This is a genomic window from Xanthomonas sp. 60 (assembly GCF_011761925.1).
This window is the reverse complement of record NZ_JAASQW010000004.1, coordinates 147,585-165,758: the sequence shown is the minus strand read 5'-3', so window position 1 is coordinate 165,758 and position 18,174 is coordinate 147,585. Positions and strand designations below refer to the sequence as shown.

Annotated in this window: 14 protein-coding genes and 1 tRNA gene; 3 read left to right on the top strand and 12 right to left on the bottom strand. The window is 66.5% G+C overall.

What is annotated here, in order from left to right:
* Positions 1-38: 38 nt before the first annotated feature.
* Positions 39-956, bottom strand: coding sequence for a LysR family transcriptional regulator (locus FHY09_RS10480; protein WP_166926818.1), 918 nt, complete (start codon positions 954-956; stop codon positions 39-41).
* A gap of 138 nt (positions 957-1,094) precedes the next feature.
* Here FHY09_RS10480 and FHY09_RS10475 point away from each other — a divergent pair, with 138 nt between their 5' ends.
* The gene (locus FHY09_RS10475) at positions 1,095-1,796 is read left to right on the top strand and encodes a pirin family protein (RefSeq protein WP_166926817.1); all 702 of its coding nucleotides are present in this window, start codon (positions 1,095-1,097) and stop codon (positions 1,794-1,796) included.
* A 134-nt stretch (positions 1,797-1,930) separates the two neighbouring features.
* Positions 1,931-2,824 (top strand): hypothetical protein, encoded by an 894-nt coding sequence (locus FHY09_RS10470; protein ID WP_166926816.1) that lies wholly within the window; start codon positions 1,931-1,933, stop codon positions 2,822-2,824.
* A gap of 53 nt (positions 2,825-2,877) precedes the next feature.
* On the opposite strand, the gene FHY09_RS10465 is transcribed toward FHY09_RS10470, so the two are convergent.
* Complete coding sequence (locus tag FHY09_RS10465; RefSeq protein WP_166926815.1) at positions 2,878-5,553, bottom strand: TonB-dependent receptor; 2,676 nt, start codon at positions 5,551-5,553, stop codon at positions 2,878-2,880.
* 337 nt (positions 5,554-5,890) lie between these two features.
* On the opposite strand from FHY09_RS10465, the gene FHY09_RS10460 reads away from it, so the two are divergent.
* The gene (locus tag FHY09_RS10460; RefSeq protein WP_166926814.1) at positions 5,891-8,032 is read left to right on the top strand and encodes a TonB-dependent receptor; all 2,142 of its coding nucleotides are present in this window, start codon (positions 5,891-5,893) and stop codon (positions 8,030-8,032) included.
* Between the two features lie 30 nt (positions 8,033-8,062).
* Here FHY09_RS10460 and FHY09_RS10455 read toward each other — a convergent pair whose 3' ends face one another.
* The 10 genes from FHY09_RS10455 to hflX form a co-directional block, all read right to left on the bottom strand.
* On the bottom strand, positions 8,063-8,620 hold the full coding sequence (locus FHY09_RS10455) for a hypothetical protein (RefSeq protein ID WP_166926813.1): 558 nt from the start codon (positions 8,618-8,620) through the stop codon (positions 8,063-8,065).
* Positions 8,621-8,782: 162 nt separating this feature from the next.
* Positions 8,783-8,875, bottom strand: a tRNA-Ser gene (locus FHY09_RS10450).
* Between the two features lie 81 nt (positions 8,876-8,956).
* Entirely contained in the window at positions 8,957-9,154 is a 198-nt protein-coding gene (csrA, locus tag FHY09_RS10445; RefSeq protein ID WP_166926812.1) for a carbon storage regulator CsrA, read from the bottom strand.
* Between the two features lie 147 nt (positions 9,155-9,301).
* A complete protein-coding gene (alaS, locus tag FHY09_RS10440; RefSeq protein ID WP_166926811.1) occupies positions 9,302-11,947 on the bottom strand; it encodes an alanine--tRNA ligase in 2,646 nt (881 codons plus the stop codon).
* 104 nt (positions 11,948-12,051) lie between these two features.
* Positions 12,052-12,546: a recombination regulator RecX gene (gene recX / locus FHY09_RS10435; protein WP_166926810.1), complete on the bottom strand. Its 495-nt coding sequence runs from the start codon at positions 12,544-12,546 to the stop codon at positions 12,052-12,054.
* Between the two features lie 109 nt (positions 12,547-12,655).
* Positions 12,656-13,696, bottom strand: a complete 1,041-nt coding sequence (recA, locus tag FHY09_RS10430; RefSeq protein WP_208407766.1) for a recombinase RecA — start codon at positions 13,694-13,696, stop codon at positions 12,656-12,658.
* A gap of 151 nt (positions 13,697-13,847) precedes the next feature.
* Positions 13,848-14,492 (bottom strand): transcriptional repressor LexA, encoded by a 645-nt coding sequence (gene lexA / locus FHY09_RS10425; protein ID WP_166926808.1) that lies wholly within the window; start codon positions 14,490-14,492, stop codon positions 13,848-13,850.
* Between the two features lie 88 nt (positions 14,493-14,580).
* Positions 14,581-16,263, bottom strand: a complete 1,683-nt coding sequence (locus tag FHY09_RS10420; protein ID WP_166926807.1) for an AarF/UbiB family protein — start codon at positions 16,261-16,263, stop codon at positions 14,581-14,583.
* 36 nt (positions 16,264-16,299) lie between these two features.
* Positions 16,300-16,794: a CinA family protein gene (locus FHY09_RS10415; protein WP_166926806.1), complete on the bottom strand. Its 495-nt coding sequence runs from the start codon at positions 16,792-16,794 to the stop codon at positions 16,300-16,302.
* Between the two features lie 68 nt (positions 16,795-16,862).
* Complete coding sequence (hflX, locus tag FHY09_RS10410) at positions 16,863-18,173, bottom strand: ribosome rescue GTPase HflX (RefSeq protein ID WP_166926805.1); 1,311 nt, start codon at positions 18,171-18,173, stop codon at positions 16,863-16,865.
* Position 18,174: the final 1 nt, after the last annotated feature.

Sequence of the window (18,174 nt, the reverse complement as noted above, 5' to 3'; positions counted from 1 at the left end):
AGCAGACCCCGGTCTGCTGTTTTTTTTTGCGCTGGCGATCAGCCCGCCATCGCCGACCACCAGTGCTGCAACCGGTCCGGCGTGCCCAGCCGCTGCCGCCACCACTGCAGCGCGGCGCCGTCTTCACCGGTACGCCATGCGAGCCAGAAACTCTCGTCCGGTTTCTGCTCCTCCACCGCCTTGATCACCAGCTCGCCGCGTGCCACCGCAGCGCGCGCGCACGGCTCCGGAAGGAAGCCGAAACCCACGCCGGCACGCTGCAGCCGCAGCTTGCTCGCCATGTCCGGCACTGCCAGGGATTCCTGTCCCATCAACAGCCCGACCGTGCGCGGCAACAAGCGGCGCGCGGAATCGGACACTGCGACCGCGCAGTGCTCGGCCAGCTGCTCGCGCCCGAGTGGACCGGTCTCGCTGGCAAGCGGATGCGCCGGCGCCACGGCAAATACGAACTCCACCGTGCCCAAGGGCTCGACCACATACCCGCCGCCGCTGGGGCCCTCGCCCGCCGCGCCGACCAGCAGGTCCGCACGCCGATCCAGCAAAGCCTCCCACGTGCCCGAAAGCGCTTCGCTGATCAACCGCAGGCGGGTCGGCGCGGCTTCGCCACGGAAGGCCTGGATGTCCGGCCCGAGCAACCAGGCGGGGAACATCGAATCCACGGCCAGAGTGAGCTCGGCCTCCCAGCCGGAGGCCACCCGGCGCACCCGCAGTTCAAGCTCGCGCGCCGCGCGCAGCAGATGCCGCCCCTCCTCCAGCAGCGCGCGTCCGGCCGCCGTGAGGTCGGCACGCGGACCGACCCGGTCAAACAGCTGCACGCCGAGATCGTCCTCGAGCTTGGACACGGTGTAGGAAATCGTCGAAGGCACCTTGTGCAGCGCCTTGCCCGCGGCGGCGAAGGAGCCCCGCCGTTCGATGGCGTCGAGAATCTGCAGTGCATCGAGACTGACCTTGAGCATTCGAATAATTCGATGATGGACGTCGAAACTATCCGTTTTTCAATGCCGCGCCGCAAGCGGATACTTCTTCCCAACGGCGGATTCACAGCAGAAACGTGCAGACCGCATCATCGAAACCATCGAACAGGAAGAGACACCATGATCCAGATCCGCAAGAGCGCGACCCGCGGCGAAGCCAACCACGGCTGGCTGCATTCCATGCATACCTTCTCCTTTGCCGGCTACCACGACCCGCGCTATGTGAGCTTCGGCCCGCTGCGCGTGATCAACGAAGACAAGGTGATCGGGGGCCAGGGCTTTGGCACCCACAACCACGCCAACATGGAGATCGTTTCCTATGTCCTCGGAGGTGCGCTGGAACACAAGGATTCGATGGGCACCGGCTCGGTGCTGCGCTATGGCGATGTGCAGCGCATGAGCGCGGGCACCGGTGTGAGCCACAGTGAGTTCAACCACTCGCCCACCGAGCCGGTGCACTTCCTGCAGATCTGGCTGTTTCCGGACACGCAGGCCATCGCGCCGTCGTACCAGGAAACGCACTTCAGCCCGGACGCCAAGCGCGACCAGCTGCGCCTGATCGCCTCGCCCGACGGTGCCGACGGGTCACTGCTGATCCACCAGGATGCCCGGATCTACGCCACGATCCTGGATGGCAGCGCCCGCCTCACCCACGTGCTGGCCAACGGGCGCGGCGCCTACGTGCAGGTCGCCCGCGGACAGCTGCAGGTCAATGGCATCACGCTGGACGCCGGCGATGCGGTGCAGGTCAGCGACGAAACCACGCTGATGCTGGACCACGGGCAGGATGCGGAAGTGCTGGTGTTCGACCTGCCGCTGTAAGGTCACGCGCCCTGACCAACGCCGTTGGCAGGAGCCGGCTATGATGCCGGCTCCTGCCTGCACGAGGACCTGCCTTGCCTGCCGATGTCCGCCCGCGTTCCCAGGCTTGGCGCACGACGGCGCTCTGCACTGCCGTGGTCTGTGCGGGTGCCCTGCTGGCGTGGCTGTGGCACCTTCGCGTGCCGGACGTGGACACCGTGCAGGTTGGCGCGGCGTCCGTCCAGACCGCCGTCGGGCCCGCGACGCCTGCGCGGGCGGGTCCCGCCTACCCTCTGCCGACGAGGGGTGAACTGCAGCGCCTGAAGGATCATGTCCAACGGCTGCTCGACAAGGCACAGGCGGGCGATGCGGCCGCCATGCGCGAGCTGGGGGACATCGCAGACTTGTGTTTCATGCTTACCCTGGACCGCATTCCGCTGGAAAACGTACTGCTGCAGTCCGAGCACCGCTTGGCGATCCACCAGGGCGCCGCCGTGGCGGCGGTCTACCGAAGTGCCAGCGAGCGCCAACGGGTCCGGTGCAATGCGCTGCCGCGCAGCGGGACGGGAATGCGCGGCCTTCGCGAAGCCTGGCGCAGCAAGGCCGCCGCCGCAGGGGAACTGACCGCGCGCATCCAGGTTTTCCGCGCTGCAGAGCAAGGCCGTCCCGCCGACGTCGCGGCGTTTCTTGATGAAGCCCTCGCCAGCGACGATCCACGCGCCCTTCTCGAACTGGTGCCACTGCTCTGGACCGCGACCGATCCAAGACTGGGAGTGGGCAACGGCGACCTGCCGGGCTATGAGGGCCATGATTTCATGGGCCAGACACCCAACGCGCTGAGCCTCATCGCCTGCGAACGGGGCCTGGACTGCAGCGTCGGTTCGCCGCTGATGGACATGGCATGTGTGGGTGGCGCGCTCTGCGGTGTGCAGATGGACCTGCCCGCGCACATCAATTCTGCGGCCGACGCAACGGGGACGCGCGAGGAACTCGACGCAGCGCTGGCGCGGATGCACGCCCTGCTGGCAACCTCCGCGCCATCGCGGTGAGGCGCGAGGCCGGGCGTGCATGGCCCGCCTCGCGCCATCACGCAGGCAACCGTTTACAGACGGAAGCGCGCACCCACCGTATACGTCCGCTCCGGCGAGGCGAAATCGCGCGGGAAGGCCGCGTTGCCGAAGGCGTTACGCGTTGAGCCGCCCAGTACGTTGGTGGCTTCGGCGAAGAGCGTGATGTGGTCGTTCAGGTCGTAGTTGAAGGCCACGTCCAGCCAGTCCTCGTTACCATGGCGGATCGCATTGGGCTGGTCGCCGGAGCTGTTGAAGCTGGCCACGTAGTCGCTGCGGCGGTTGTAGGCCACGCGGGCGGAAAAGCGCGCGTACTGGTACATCAGCACTGCATTGAATGCGTGCCTTGACACGTTGGTGAGCGGCTGCATCTCCCCGGTCGGCGACTCGGCTTCGGCGCTGATCCGGGTGTAGTTGAGCTGCGTGCCCAGGCCGGACCAGGCACCGGGCAGGAAATCGTAGAACTGCGTGTACCCCACTTCGTAACCTTTCAGCGTGCCTTCGCCGGTATTGCGGGGGCGGGAGATGGAATACGTGGTGCCAGCAATGACTTCGTCACTGGCGTAGCGCTGCACGTAGCCGTCCAGGTCGCGGTGGAACGCGGCGGCGGAGAGCAGCGAGCCGGGGCGGAAATACCATTCGAGCGAGGCATCGAGGTTGCGCGATGACACCGCTTCCAGCTCCGGATTGCCACCGTCACCACGGGCCGGCAGGCTGTCGGTGGGCGCGTACAGGCTCAGCTGCGGATTGAGGTCGGCGAAGGCCGGCCGCGCAATGGTCTCACTGGCGGCCACGCGCAGGATCAGGTTCTCAGCCAGCGAGACGTTGACGTTGGCGTTGGGCAGGTACTCGGTCCGGGTGGTTTCAATCCGTTCGGGTGCCGGCACGCCATCCACCGTCCGGGTGCCGTTGAGTTCCGACGCCAGGCGGGTGGCGCGAACACCGATCCGGCCATCCACCGGGACGCTGCCCAGCGTGGTGCCCCAGTTGAGCTGCACATAGGCGGCCGTGTTGTCCTCGCGGTTGTCGAAGAACTGCGAGGCCACCTCGGCCGGAGTATCCGGCGATTGCCCCATCACCCCCCGCAGTACCGCGGTCTGCTGCAGCAGGTAGCCCGCATTGGCCACCGTCCAGCGGTCCGTGGAGAAGCGGCGCGCGCCGTCGAGCATGTTGCCCGGCGAAACCGCTGCCAGGCCCGGCACCTCGCTGGCGAACAGGCGTCCGCCGCTGAGGTTGTCCATGGCCTGCCCACCGCCACCGTGGTTGGTCGCCGTGCGGCGGCTCACCCGCACGCCCGCATCCAGGCTGCTGAAGAACCCCTCGTCGAAGTTGAAGGTGGCATCGCCGCGCCATGCCCACTCTTCGCCACGCTGGCGGTCCCAGTTGTCGTAGTACTGGCTCAGGTACCAGTTCGCCGGATCGGCGGTATCGAAGGCACTGCCATCGGCCTGGGTGACCCAGGTATCGGGCACGCCACCGGAATCGACCATATGCATCCGCGGTGCCTCCAGGCCCATGTCCAGCGTCAGGGCACGATGGCGGTTGGTGGACCAGGTGTAGGCCAGTTCGGTCGACAGCGAGACACGCTCGTTGTGCCACTTGCCGCCGATCGCCGCCTGCAGCGTGTCGGAGGTCTGCTTGTGGGCCTGGGTGCTGGAGAGGGTGTACAGATCGCGCGCAACGACGCCGTCCATGACAGCCGTACCGGGACGCAGGCTGACCGATTCCACGTTGTCGGCGTTCACCAGCCCGGGGAACGGCATCCAGTAATTGACCGTGTTCCGGCCTTCGTAGTTGACGTAGAACGCGTCCAGATAGATTTCGCTGTTCTCGCCCGGCGCCCACTGGAACGCAACGTTGGCCGAGCGTCGCTTGTGGTTGTTGCGCGCGACCAGCGCGCCGGCGTTGAAGGGCACGAAGATCTGCTGCGCAGGGTCGACCGGACTGGCCACCCGGTCATACGTCCCGTAGAAACTGTTGCTTTCCTGGTACGGCCGCTGCTGCAGCGAAACACTGCCCAGAATTCCCATGCGCCCATGGCCGCTGTCCCAGGTGTGCGCTGCGGTGAGGCTGCCCTGCGGCTTCGCTTCGCCGGCCTGGTCGCCCTGGATCGCGCTCAGGCTGCCCGCCAGCGTGGTGTCCTGGTCCAGGTCGAACGGTTTGCGCAGATGGACATCGATGGCGCCCCCGATCCCGCCTTCGATGAACTTCGCGCTGCCGGTCTTGTACACGTCCACGCTCTGCAGCAGATCAGCGGGGATGTCCTGCAGCGCGATACCACGCCCCGTCGCGGTGAACACATTGCGGCCATCGAATGTCGTGACCACATCGGGCAGGCCGCGTACCAGCACGGTGCCCACCTCCGCGCCACCGCGCGCCACCTGTACGCCGGTCACCCGCTGCAGCGCCGCCGCCACGCTGTTGTCGGGCAGCTTGCCGATGTCTTCGGCCACCACCGAGTCGCTGATTTCGGCCTTGGCCTGCTTGGCTTCCACTGCACCGATCGCGCTGCCACGAACGCCGCGCACCTGCACCGCATCCAGTTCCTGCGTCGCGGCGGCATCGTTGCCCGGGGGCGAGACGGGCACGCTCGCAGCGTCCTGTGCATGGAGTGCCCCGCAGAAACCCGCAAGCAGCGAGGGCAACAGGGCCCGACGCAACAGGACGGCGGAGGTGCGGACAGACAGCGGATTCGTAGCGGGTGCAATCATCGACAAGGGGGTCCTTCAAGCGCCGCGGCGGAACGTGGCGCGCACTGTGCCTGGCCACGTGGCAGTGGCCGCACAAGGGAGAGGGGGAGGCCGCCGTGGCATGCGCGCCAGTGCGACCTCAGAGGTGCCGACCCGTGGATCAGCGCCCGCATTAGAGCAACTGAAAACTTAAGATTCCGTTCCCGGCCGATGAGGAAATCATTCAAACGCGCCATTTCCTGCCGCAACCAACTCACTCGGCACGGCTTTCACCCGGGAGGCTGCCCTTAGAGGTTGCACCTGTACGGTCGCCGGGGTGCTAAGCTATTGCACTTGGTAATCATTATCATTTGATACAGTGCGATCCACGACTCTCCCCCTTGCGTTCATCGGCGTTGCGCTCTCCGCTGTGCTGTTCCCCGCATCAGCCGGTGCCCAGGCGTCCGCAGCAAGCGTGCGTCAGCTTGACGCGGTGCAGGTTACCGGACGCGCGCAGACGCTCTACAAGGCCGATGACGCCGCCGTCGCCACGCGCACCGATACGCCCCTCGAACGGGTGCCGCAGTCGGTGCAGGTGCTGCCGCGTGAATTGATCGACGATCAGGCGGCACGCCAGGTGACCGACCTGTACCGCAGCATCAGCGGCTTGAGCCTTTACAGCTATGGCACGGCGACGCTGCGCGGGTTCCGCCAGGACAACGTGCTTTACGACGGCCTGCGCGGCGATCCCTATGCCGGCTTTTCGGTACCGCAGTTGTTCAACATCGAGCGGGTGGAAGTGCTCAAGGGTCCCTCCGGCGCGCTCTTCGGCGGCGGGGATCCGGGTGGGGTCATCAACTACGTGACCCGCAAGCCGCGAGCGCGGGCGCAACGCACGCTCGAAGTGCAGGCCGGCAATGCGGGCTTCCGCGCCGGTTCGCTGGAAGCCACCGGTCCTCTGGGCGCCACCTCGCGCGTGCGCTACCGCGCCGGCCTCTATGCCGAAACCGAGGAGGGCGTGCGCTGGAACACCGACCGTGACGGCGTGATCGCCGATGGCTCGCTGGCGTTCGACGTCGGCCAGACCGGCGAACTGATCGTGCAGCTCACCGACATCACCCAGCAGCTCGGGGGCAACCGGCTGCGCGGCGTGCCCGTGGACGACAACGGCAACTTTCTCGCCAGCCGGCGCTGGAACCACAACGAGGCCAGCGACTTCCTCGACATGGACGCGAAGATCGCGCTGGTCCGCTACCGCGTCTCGCCGGCGGCGGACTGGGACGTGGATGTGGCCGCGCGCTGGTTCAGGAACAACGAGCACCAGATCTACCACGAGCCGATGGGGTTGATCGACCGCGATCGCGACGGCACGCCGGAGTGGATGACCCGCCAGCTGCGCAACCAGATCCGCGACAACAACGCCCTGACCGTGGCCGGCAATGCGGTGTGGCGCACGCAGACCGGCGGCATCTCGCACAAGGTGCTGATGGGGGCGGACGTGTATCGCAGTGATGCGGATTTCCGCGCGCAGACCGCCAACAGTGCCGACCTTGCGCGTGGCGCCGGCCCGGTGCCCGGCATCGCCCTGCACGAACCGGTCTACGGGCAGTCCTCCTACCGCGACTATGGCCTGGCCACCCTGCCCTGGCGGTTCACCGGCACGCGCAGTGATCGCTACGGCGCCTACCTGCAGGATGAGATGGAGATCACGCCGCGCTGGCTGGTGCTGGCCGGCCTGCGCTGGGATGGCTTCAAGGACACCGACACGATCACGGGCACAGACGTGGATGGCAACGACCTCAGTTGGCGGCTGGGCAGCACGTACGAGGTGGCCGCAGGGCTGAATCTCTACGCCAACGTCGCGGCCGGGTTCATGCCGCAGGTCGCCACCAACCGGGACCGCACGGCGGGCGGGCCGTTCGATCCCGAACGCAGTCGCCAATGGGAAGTCGGCATGAAGAGCCTGCTCGGCGGGCGCTGGACGGTGAACACCGCCGTTTACCGGATCGAGCGCAGCAACATCGTGCAGGCCACCGGCCAGGTGATCGGCGGCATCAACCAGCTCGAGGCATTGGGCCTGGTACGCAGCGAAGGCGCCGAACTGGACGTGCTGGCCGACCTGACCGAACACTGGGTGCTCAACCTGACCTACGCCTACAACGACGCCCGCGTCCTGGAGGCCGGCCGCAACGGCATCACCGACGCCGTTGGCGACCGCTTCGCCAACGCCCCGCGCAATACCCTGGGCCTGTGGACGCGCCACGATCTGCCATCGCTCAACTCCGCCGTAGGGTTCGGTGCCGAGTACATGGATGAGCGGGTCAGTCGCGACGGACAGCGGGTCAAGCCGTACACGGTCTTCGATCTGAGCTGGAAGACGCAGTGGCAGCAGTGGCAGTTCCAGGCCAACGTCAAGAACGTGTTCGACAAGGTGTACGCCGCCAGCGGATTCATCGCGCGCAATGGGCACTTCCCGGGCGAGCCGCGCCGGGTCTACGTGCAGGCGACCTATTCGTTCTGAGGCTGCATGGGAGACGGCCCCATCTGTTCGCTAGACGCCGTCGCAGATCGCACCGGCACAGGCAATCACCTGCCCGGCCGCCGTGCGGGCGCTGCCGGGTTCGAACACCGCGTTCGCCCTGTCATGACGGATGCTGACGCCCACCGACGAACCGTCCTCGAACAGGATGCGCAGCCGGAGGGGCGGGTGCAGACGCCAGCCGGCGCTTCCCTGGGGGGTGCCGATGACGTCCTCCCCGAGCGCCTTGACGAGCACATCCCCGCTGCCTGCCGCCGCGTTCACCATCGCCTGCAGGTTGGCGTCAGCCAGATAATCGAACGCCGTCTTGCGCTGCACCGGAACGTGCAGATTCAAGCGAGCCACCGGCACCTGCATCTCCGGCTCCGCCCGGGTGCTGCCAACCTGGTACTGGCTGACGGTGTTTCTGGCGAGATTGTAGGTGAGGTACACACCGGGACCGCGGCCAGCGGCGAGTCGGCGGAAGCCCGCTTCGACACACGTATCACAGCGGATTGGCACGGGGGCGGCGACGGCGTCCGCAGCGAATGCAGGATAAAGCGCGGCGAGCAGCATCAAGCGGATGATCATGGACGATGGGTCTCAGGCACCTGGGCGATGAACCGATTGGAAGCCTCCATGAGACGAACCGGCACGTCCCTATTCAAGCGTGTTCGACGGCGACGGTCTATCAGGGTTATCTGACCAGCAACAACAAAAAAGCCCCTGTTTCCAGGGGCTTTCTTGACAATCTGGCGGAGCGAGAGGGATTCGAACCCTCGATAGAGCTTTTGACCCTATACTCCCTTAGCAGGGGAGCCCCTTCAGCCACTCGGGCATCGCTCCGGGGTTTTTGCTACCGCTTGATGCCGTGGCGTCTCAGCGGGGACGCGAATAATAGCGTTATTCGGGTCACCAGGTAAAGCGTTATTCAGCAGTATTTTCGCCCGGAGTGACTTCGTCGCCACGCTGGATGCGCTGGTAGATTTCTTCGCGGTGCACGGCCACATCCTTCGGCGCCGTGATGCCGATTCGAACCTGGTTGCCCTTGACGCCGAGGACGGTCACGCTGACCTGGTCACCGATCATCAAGGTTTCGCCGACGCGGCGGGTCAAGATCAACATTGCAGTATTTCTCCATGGAACCGTGTGGAAGGGTATCCCCCACCGGCTTGACGACCTGGGGAAGGTCGCCTCGAGACAACGGGAAAAGATGACCAATGGTACCGTCAGCCCTCCCGCAGCCACAAGGCGCGGGAGGGGAGCGGTTCATCAGAGGCGGGGGCGGATCCAGTCGACCACGGCGGCCAGCGCCGTTGCAAGGGCGGGCCCGTCTTCGCCACCACCCTGGGCGAGGTCCGGGCGACCGCCGCCCTTGCCCCCGATCTGACTGGCCACATGCGCCAACAGTTCCCCTGCCTTGACCCGACCCATTGCACTGCCGTTCACACCGGCCACCAGCGCTGCCTTGCCATCCTGAGCACCTGCCAACAGGATCACGGCGTCACCCAGCTGCTGCTTGAGGCGATCAACAGCGTCGCGCAAGGCTTTCGCGTCAAATCCTTCCAGCCGCGCCACCAGGACCTTCACGCCAGACACGTCAACCGCCTGGCCGGCCAGGTCCGCCGTCGCGCCGGAGGCGAGCTTGGCTTTGAGCGACTCCAGCTCCCGTTCGAGCTGTTTCTGGCGCTGCACCTGCACACGGATCTTTTCGACCACGTCGGCCGCGCTACCGCCCAGCAGACCGGCGACCTCGGCAAGCCGCGCCTCTTCGGCCGCGACGTGATCGAGCGCACCCTGCCCCGTCACCGCCTCGATGCGACGCACACCGGCGGAGACACCGCCTTCGGAGGTGATCTTGAACAGACCGATGTCACCGGTGCGGCTTACGTGGGTACCGCCACAGAGTTCGGTGGAGTAGTCACCCATCTTCAATACGCGCACGTTCTCGCCGTACTTTTCGCCGAACAGCGCCATCGCACCGAAATCCAATGCCTCCTGCATCGCCATGTTGTGCACCTCCACCGCGTTGTTGGCGCGCACCTGCTGGTTGACCTTGCGCTCGATGAGCGCCAGTTCCTCGCCGGTGATCGGCTGGAAGTGCGCGAAATCGAAGCGCAGGCGGTCGGGTGCGACCAGCGAGCCCTTCTGCTGGACATGGGTGCCCAGCACTTCGCGCAGCGCCGCATGCAGCAGGTGGGTCGCGGAGTGATTGAGGATGGTCGCGCCGCGGCGGACATCGTTGACCTGCCCCGACAGCACGTCACCGACCGAAAGCGTGCCCTCCAGCAGCGTGCCCACGTGGCCGTGGAACTGCCCGGCGAACTTCTGCGTCTCGGTGACGTCCACACGCACGCCATGGTCACTCAGCACGCCCTGGTCACCGACCTGTCCGCCGGACTCGGCATAGAACGGGGTGCGGTCGGTCAGCACGATCAGCGCATCGCCGGCCTGCGCCGACTGCACCGGGCGTCCGTCCTTGAGCAGCGCCACGACACGCAGCGTATCGGCCTGCAGCGCGTCGTAGCCGAGGAACTCCGTAGGCTGGAGCGTGGCCACCAGCTCGGCCGAAAGCGTCACACCCCCGCCGAACTTGCCGGCCGCACGCGCGGTTTCGCGCTGCTGCTCCATCGCCGCGTCGAAGCCGGCCGTGTCCACGATCATGTCGCGTTCGCGCGCGATGTCCGCAGTGAGGTCCAGCGGGAAGCCATAGGTGTCATACAGGCGGAACGCATCCACGCCGGGGATCACACCGTCGGTTACCCGTGCCGCAACATCTTCAAAGATCTTCATGCCCGCATCGAGGGTTTCGGCGAACCGCTCCTCCTCGGCCTGCAGTGCCCGGGTCACGGTGGCCGCTGCCGCTGGAAGCTCCGGGTAGGCCACGCCCATCTGTTCCACCAGCGTCGGCACCAGCCTGCTGAAGAACGGCTGGCGCACGCCCAGCATCCACCCATGGCGCAGCGCGCGGCGGATGATCCGGCGCAGCACATAACCGCGTCCTTCATTGGACGGCAGCACGCCGTCGACGATGAGGAACGAGCAGGCGCGGATATGGTCGGCGATCACCCGCAGCGACTTGTTTTCCAGATCGCCCATGCCGGTCAGCTCGCTGGCCTTGCGGATCAGCGCCTGGAACAGATCGATCTCGTAGTTGGTGTGCACGTGCTGGAGGATGGCCGCCAACCGCTCCAGGCCCATGCCGGTGTCCACGCACGGCGCCGGCAAGGGCACCAGGGTGCCGTCGGGCTGGCGGTCGAACTGCATGAACACCAGGTTCCAGATCTCGATGAAGCGGTCACCGTCCTCGTCCGGAGAGCCTGGAGGGCCACCGGCGATATGGTCGCCATGATCGTAGAAGATCTCGGTGCACGGACCACAGGGGCCGGTATCGGCCATCTGCCAGAAGTTGTCCGAGGCGTACGGAGCGCCCTTGTTGTCGCCGATGCGCACGATGCGCGCTTCGGGGATGCCGACCATGTCGCGCCACAGCGCGTACGCCTCGTCATCGGTCTGGTAGACCGTCACCAGCAGGCGCTCGGCCGGCAGCTTCCAGACCTGGGTCAGCAGCTCCCAGGCCCAGGCAATGGCGTCCTTCTTGAAATAATCACCGAACGACCAGTTGCCCAGCATTTCAAAGAACGTGTGGTGACGGGCGGTGTAGCCGACCTGGTCAAGATCGTTGTGCTTGCCGCCCGCGCGCAGGCAGCGCTGGACATCGGCGGCGCGCACGTAACTGCGCTTTTCCGCACCGAGGAACACGTCCTTGAACTGCACCATGCCGGAGTTGGTGAACAGCAGGGTCGGATCGTTGCCAGGCACCAGCGGCGCCGACGGCACGATGGTGTGGCCCTTGCCCTTGAAGAACTCAAGGAAATCGCTGCGGATCTGGGACGTTGTGAATTTGGATGCGTTCATGGGGGCTGGCGGTCTGCGTGCCGGAGAGCCACCGCCGCCAGCCACGCTGGCCAGGGTCGGATTTCGGATCTCCGAAACCTTGAAGGGTAGCAGGCCCGAGGCCCTCAGTCCTCTGCATCGAAGCGGGTAGCGCGGCGGATCATGTCGCCATCGAACCCGCGACGGGCCAGAAGGTCGGCGGCCTTGCGCCGCTGCGGCAGATCCTGCGGGCCTTCCTCGCCGAAGCGCCGGCGAACCAGATCGCGCGCGTTGTCCAGGAAATCGCCCTCATAACTGTCCATCGCGGCGCTGATCGCTTCGCTGTCCAGCCCATGCGTGCCCAGCTCGGCCTGGATGTGCCGGGGCCCGTACCCGCTGTTGGCGCGGTTACGCACCAGGAACTCGGCAAAGCGTTCGTCGTCCTGCCAGCCTTCGCTGGTCAGCTTGTCCACCGCGGCCTGCGCCTGCTCGGGCTCGATACCGCGTGCGACCAGCTTCCGTCCCAGTTCCCTGCGCGAATGGTCGCGTCGTACCAGCAGGCCCAGCGCCCGCTGCAGGGGGGTCAGCTCGGGCCGACGGCGTTTGCGTGCGCCCGGAGCCGCGTCGGATTCGTCGTGCATGCTCATCCTCCACTCAGCGCCATCCCTGACGCCACGCCGTTGACCGGCGTGAAAAACTGCGGGACAGGACGACGTCACTGACGGCGCCGCCCTGCCCCGCAGCTACGTCTTACACGTCGTCTTCGCCGTCGTCCTCGCCCGCTTCCTTGGGCGCTTCGGCCGGCTGGAACTTCTCGCGCAGCTCGGCTTCCAGGCGCTGGGCCACGGCCGGGTTGTCGCGCAGGTAACCGCGGGCGTTGTCCTTGCCCTGGCCGATGCGTTCTTCCCCGTAGCTGTACCAGGCGCCGGCCTTCTCGACCAGCTTGGCTTCCACGCCCATGTCGATCAGTTCGCCTTCGCGGCTGATGCCTTCGCCGTACAGGATCTCGGTGACGATCTGCTTGAACGGCGGCGCCAGCTTGTTCTTGACCACCTTGATCTTGGTCTGGTTGCCGATGATCTCATCGCCCTTCTTGATCGCGCCGATGCGGCGGATGTCCAGACGGACCGAGGCGTAGAACTTCAGCGCATTGCCGCCCGTGGTGACTTCCGGGCTCTGGCCCGGCATCATCACGCCGATCTTGTGGCGCAGCTGATTGATGAACACCACCAGGGTGTTGGACCGCTTGATGTTACCGGTCAGCTTGCGCAGGGCCTGGCTCATGAGGCGGGCCTGCAGGCCCGGCAGCTGGTCGCCCATCTCGCCTTCGATTTCCGCCTTCGGAGTCAAGGCGGCGACGGAGTCGACCACCACGATGTCCACCGAATTGGAACGCACCAGCATGTCGGCGATTTCCAGCGCCTGCTCACCGGTATCCGGCTGCGACAGCAGCAGATCGTCCACGTTGACGCCCAGCTTGGCAGCGTAGATCGGATCCAGCGCGTGCTCGGCATCGATGAAGGCGGCGGTACCGCCCTTCTTCTGGCACTCGGCGATGGCCTGCAGCGTCAACGTGGTCTTGCCCGACGACTCCGGACCATAGATCTCGACCACACGTCCCTTCGGCAGACCGCCGATGCCCAGCGCGATGTCCAGCATCAGCGAACCGGTTGGAATGATCTCGACAGGTTCGACAACACGGTCGCCCATGCGCATCACCGAGCCCTTGCCGAACTGCTTTTCGATCTGGCTCAGTGCGGCGGCCAGGGCACGCTTCTTGTTCTCGTCCATTGTCTTGGTCCTTGGGGAAGTGGTCATCTTTTTAATCGGGGTCAACTCGGGTTCGGGGGAGACTGTAGCGGCCGTGCATCGCACAGACTGAGACGGCGGCCGGCAAGTCGAACATTATCGCCGCAGCCGTCAGTCCCCGCCGCCTCCTCCGTCACCGGTTGGGTCGAAGCAGTCCGCAGTACAGCCCTTCGATGGCGAAATCCTGGTCCGCGGACACCTCGATGGGGGCGTAATCCGGATTGCGCGGCAGCAGGCGGATGCGATCCTTGGCGATCTTCAGCAGCTTGACGGTGATCTCGTCATCGATGCGCGCGACCACGATCTGTCCTGACAGCGCGTCGCGGGTGCGGTGCACGCCGATCAGGTCACCGTCGAAGATGCCTTCGTCAATCATCGAATCACCCTGCACCTTGAGCAGATAGTCCGGCGCGGGTGAAAAGAACACCCGATCCAGAACGACGAAATCATCCGAGCCGATATCCGCACCGATCGGCAGGCCGGCGGCGACCCGGCCGAGCACCGGCAGTCGCAGCACGCTGTCGTCCTGCTCCGGTTGAGCCATCTGGCGGGGCGTCGGCGCCTGTACCAGGCGGATGCCGCGCGCCTGACCCGGTACCCGCCGGATGGCCCCGGCCTGTTCCAGTGCTTCGAGGTGGTACTGGGCCGCACGGACGCCCTTGAAGCCGAACGCGCGCGCGATCTCGGTCTGCGACGGCGGTGCGCCTTCACTCTCGATGCGCTCGGCGATCAGCTGCAGGATGGCCTGCTGGATTTCGGTCAGGGAGGTGGTGTCCATGGTTAGTAGTATTACTACTAACGCGGACCACTGCAAGTGCTTTATATCGCGGCCATGTCCGTGCGCCGGCAACCCGGCCGCCGACTGCTCAGCGCCGCTGCCGGCCGCTGCGCCAGATCGAGAACAGGATCCACACGCCGCACAGTCCGGCGCCGACGAAGCCGGTGACTCCCAGCGCCAGCAGCCAGCGGCTGGAGATGCCGCCCACACTGTGCATGACGATCGAGGAGCCGATGATCAACGCGGCGGTCAGGATGCCCACCACGAGGCGATTGGCGGCCTGGTTGACCTGGTCACCGAACCCCTTGAGCGCGTTGGTCTCCACCTTCAGCTGCAGACGCCCTCGTCGTGCCGCCTGCACCAGCCGCCGCAGGTCGCGCGGCAGTTCGCCGGCAAGATCGAACAGCCCCAGCAGGCTCCGACGCCCCCGTTTCAGCAGGGCACGCGGCGCGTACCGCTGCACCACCACCTGCTCGAGGAAAGGCCGCGCCGCGCTGGCCATGTCGAAATCAGGGTCAAGTTGCCGCCCCATGCCTTCCAGGGTCAGGAAGGCCTTGATCATCAGCGCCAGGTCCGCCGGCAGCATCAGGTTGTAGCTGCGCAGCAGCAGCGTGATGTCCGAAAGCATCAGGCCGATGCGCAGGTCCTTCAGCGGCACGCTGCGGTAACGGTCGACGAACTGGCTGATGTCCTGCTGCAGCCGGCCTTCGTCCACTTCCACGCCGCCCGCCCACTCCAGCAGGATGTCGGCGACCGCCTCGGGCTCCTGGTCCACCAGGCCATGCAGCAGCTGGGCGACCTGGAAGCGGCGTGTTTCAGACAGCGTGCCCACCATGCCGAAATCGATCACGCCGACCCGGCCATCGCGCAGGTAGAGGATGTTGCCGGGATGCGGATCGGCATGGAAGCAGCCGTCTTCCAGCACCATCTTCAGCACGATGTCCGCCCCGCGCTGGGCCAGCTTGTGGCGGTCCAGCCCGGCGGCATCCACGGCGTCAAGGTCGCGTCCGGGAATGCCATCGACGAAGTCCTGCACGTTGAGGCTTTCGCAGGTCCACTGCCAGTGCACGGCGGGAATCAGGATGTCATCGCGGCCGGCGAAGGCCCGCGCGATGCGCTCGGCGTTGCGGCACTCGGCCGCGAAATCGAGTTCGCGCCGCAGCGAACCGGTGAACTGCTGCACTACTTCGGCCGGGCGGTAGCGGCGGAGGTCGGGCAGCCGGGCTTCGATGATCTCGGCCAGGCGCGCCAGCAGGCGAAGGTCGGCTTCCACCACATCGCGGATGCCGGGACGGCGGACTTTCAGCACCACCTCGCGACCGTCATGCAGGCGGGCGCGGTGCGCCTGTGCCAGCGAGGCGGCAGCCATGGGCACTTCGTCGATCCAGGCGAAGACCACCGCAGGCTCGCCGCCGAGATCGCGCACCAGCTGCGGGTGGACCTGCGCATAGGGCAGCGCGGGCACGGCGTTCTGCAGTTCGGCGAACTCGGCGATCCACTCCGGCGGGAACAGATCAACGCGTGTCGCCAGCACCTGTCCGAGTTTGACGAACGTCGGGCCGAGCGTCTCCATCGCCTTGCGCACGCGCATCGGCGCGGTCATGCGCTCGCGCTGCGCATCGTCGCCCCAGTGCAACAGGCGCCCGGCGCGGGCAAGCACATCGGCCAGCCCCGTGCGGCGCACGAGGTCACCGAATCCGTAACGGATCAGGACAGCGGCGATTTCCTGCAGTCGTCCCAGGTCACGGACAGTGCCAAGCGTTTCCCACATTGGCGGCAGCTCCGGTTCGCAGAAGGCGCCAGCATCTCACAGCTGCGCGAGCAGTCCGTGCAACGCCGCCGAAACCGTCTGCCGGCGTACCGCATCGCGGTCGCCGTTGAAATGGAACAGCTGCGCGTGAGCCTGGTCGGCCCTGCGTTTCCAGCCGATCCACACACTGCCGACCGGCTTGTCCTCGCTGCCACCTCCGGGCCCGGCGATGCCGGTCACGGCAACGGCGATGCCCGCACCGGAGTTCACCAGCGCGCCGGAGACCATCTCCAGCACCGTTTCGCGACTGACCGCGCCGAACTGCTGCAGGGTCTGCGCCCGCACGCCCAGCAGTCGCTGCTTGGCTTCGTAGCTGTAGACCGCCATGCCGCAGTCGAAGAACGCCGAGGAGCCCGCGATATCGGTCATGCATTTGGCGATCCAGCCACCGCTGCAGCTTTCGGCAGTGACCAGCTGCAGCCCGGCCAGCTGCAGTCTCCTGCCCAGTTCGCTGGCCAGTGTGGCCAGCATGTCATCAGTGGGGACGGTCATCGGTCAGGCCATGGGATGGAACAGGAGAGAACGCGCACCATGGGCACGCGGCGAGCGCGCTGCGGGCATCACCACGCGGGAGGCTTTTCCGGCAACAGCGGACGGATCGCCGCGCCATCCTCGCTGGCGGCAAGCTTCTCGGCTTCCGCCAGCGGAATCTCCACCTGCAGCAGCCAGCCCTCCTCATCGGCCGTCTCCGCACGCACCACCTCGAGCTGGTGCAGGCGCGCGCGCAGACGCCCGGCCGAGGGCGCAAGGCGCAGCGCGCCGGCAACATGCTGCAGGCCCAGGCGCTTGCCCAGCACCGATTCCAGCACGTCCAGGCCCCGGCCGTCGCGCGCGGAAATCCAGACCCGCTCGCGCCGCGACTCGTCGGGCACGCCATCCTGCGCATCGTGGCGCACCTCGCCGCCTTCGATGCGATCAATCTTGTTGAAGACCAGCAGCTGCGGCAGGTCGCCTGCGCCCACGGCTTCGAGCACTTCATCCACCTGTGCGATGCGTTCCTCACGGTGCGGATCGGCGGCGTCGACGATGTGCACGAGGAAGTCGGCTTCGCGCGCTTCGGAGAGCGTGGAACGGAACGCGGCCACCAGGTCGTGCGGCAGATCGCGCACGAATCCCACGGTGTCAGCCAGCACGACGTTGCCGCCAGGCAACGCGATGCGGCGCACGGTGGGATCCAGCGTGGCGAACAGCTGGTCGGCGGCGTAGGCTTCGGCACCGGTCAATGCGTTGAACAGCGTCGACTTCCCGGCATTGGTGTAGCCCACCAGCGCCACACGGGGCAGTTCGCTGCGCAGGCGCGCGCGGCGCATCTGGTTGCGCTGCACCTCGACCTTCTCAAGACGTTTCTGCAGCTGCTCCACGCGCTTCTGCAGCAGCCGGCGATCGGTTTCCAGCTGCGTTTCACCCGGCCCGCGCAGGCCGATCGAACCACCACGCTGGCGTTCGAGGTGGGTCCAGCCGCGGATCAGCCGCGTGGACATGTGGCGCAACTGCGCCAGCTCGACCTGCAGCTTGCCGTCGTGGCTGCGCGCGCGCTGGGCGAAGATGTCCAGGATCAGCCCGGTGCGGTCGATCACGCGACGCTCCAGGAACCGTTCCAGGTTGCGCTCCTGGCCGGGGCTGAGCGCATGGTTGACCAGCACCAGGTCGGCGCCGGTCGCATCGGCGGCGGCCTTGACCTCGTCCAGCTTGCCGCTGCCGATCAGCGTCGACGGATTGGGCCTGTCGATCCGCGCGGTGACCGTCGCCGCGATGGTGGCACCTGCCGAGCGTGCCAGATCGCCGAACTCTTCCAGCACGTCCTCTTCGAGCTTGCCGAAGTGGGGCTGGATCAGCAGCGCGTTTTCACCTTTTTTCGAGCGATCAAACACT

Bases quoted from the DNA above. Each gene is read 5' to 3' on its own strand.
- FHY09_RS10415 (WP_166926806.1), bottom strand. From the start codon at position 16,794: ATGACCGTCCCCACTGATGACATGCTGGCCACACTGGCCAGCGAACTG.
- recA (WP_208407766.1), bottom strand. From the start codon at position 13,696: ATGGACGAGAACAAGAAGCGTGCCCTGGCCGCCGCACTGAGCCAGATC.
- recX (WP_166926810.1), bottom strand. From the start codon at position 12,546: ATGCACGACGAATCCGACGCGGCTCCGGGCGCACGCAAACGCCGTCGG.
- FHY09_RS10420 (WP_166926807.1), bottom strand. From the start codon at position 16,263: ATGTGGGAAACGCTTGGCACTGTCCGTGACCTGGGACGACTGCAGGAA.
- FHY09_RS10475 (WP_166926817.1), top strand. From the start codon at position 1,095: ATGATCCAGATCCGCAAGAGCGCGACCCGCGGCGAAGCCAACCACGGC.
- FHY09_RS10480 (WP_166926818.1), bottom strand. From the start codon at position 956: ATGCTCAAGGTCAGTCTCGATGCACTGCAGATTCTCGACGCCATCGAA.
- FHY09_RS10465 (WP_166926815.1), bottom strand. From the start codon at position 5,553: ATGATTGCACCCGCTACGAATCCGCTGTCTGTCCGCACCTCCGCCGTC.
- alaS (WP_166926811.1), bottom strand. From the start codon at position 11,947: ATGAACGCATCCAAATTCACAACGTCCCAGATCCGCAGCGATTTCCTT.
- csrA (WP_166926812.1), bottom strand. From the start codon at position 9,154: ATGTTGATCTTGACCCGCCGCGTCGGCGAAACCTTGATGATCGGTGAC.
- lexA (WP_166926808.1), bottom strand. From the start codon at position 14,492: ATGGACACCACCTCCCTGACCGAAATCCAGCAGGCCATCCTGCAGCTG.
- FHY09_RS10455 (WP_166926813.1), bottom strand. From the start codon at position 8,620: ATGATCATCCGCTTGATGCTGCTCGCCGCGCTTTATCCTGCATTCGCT.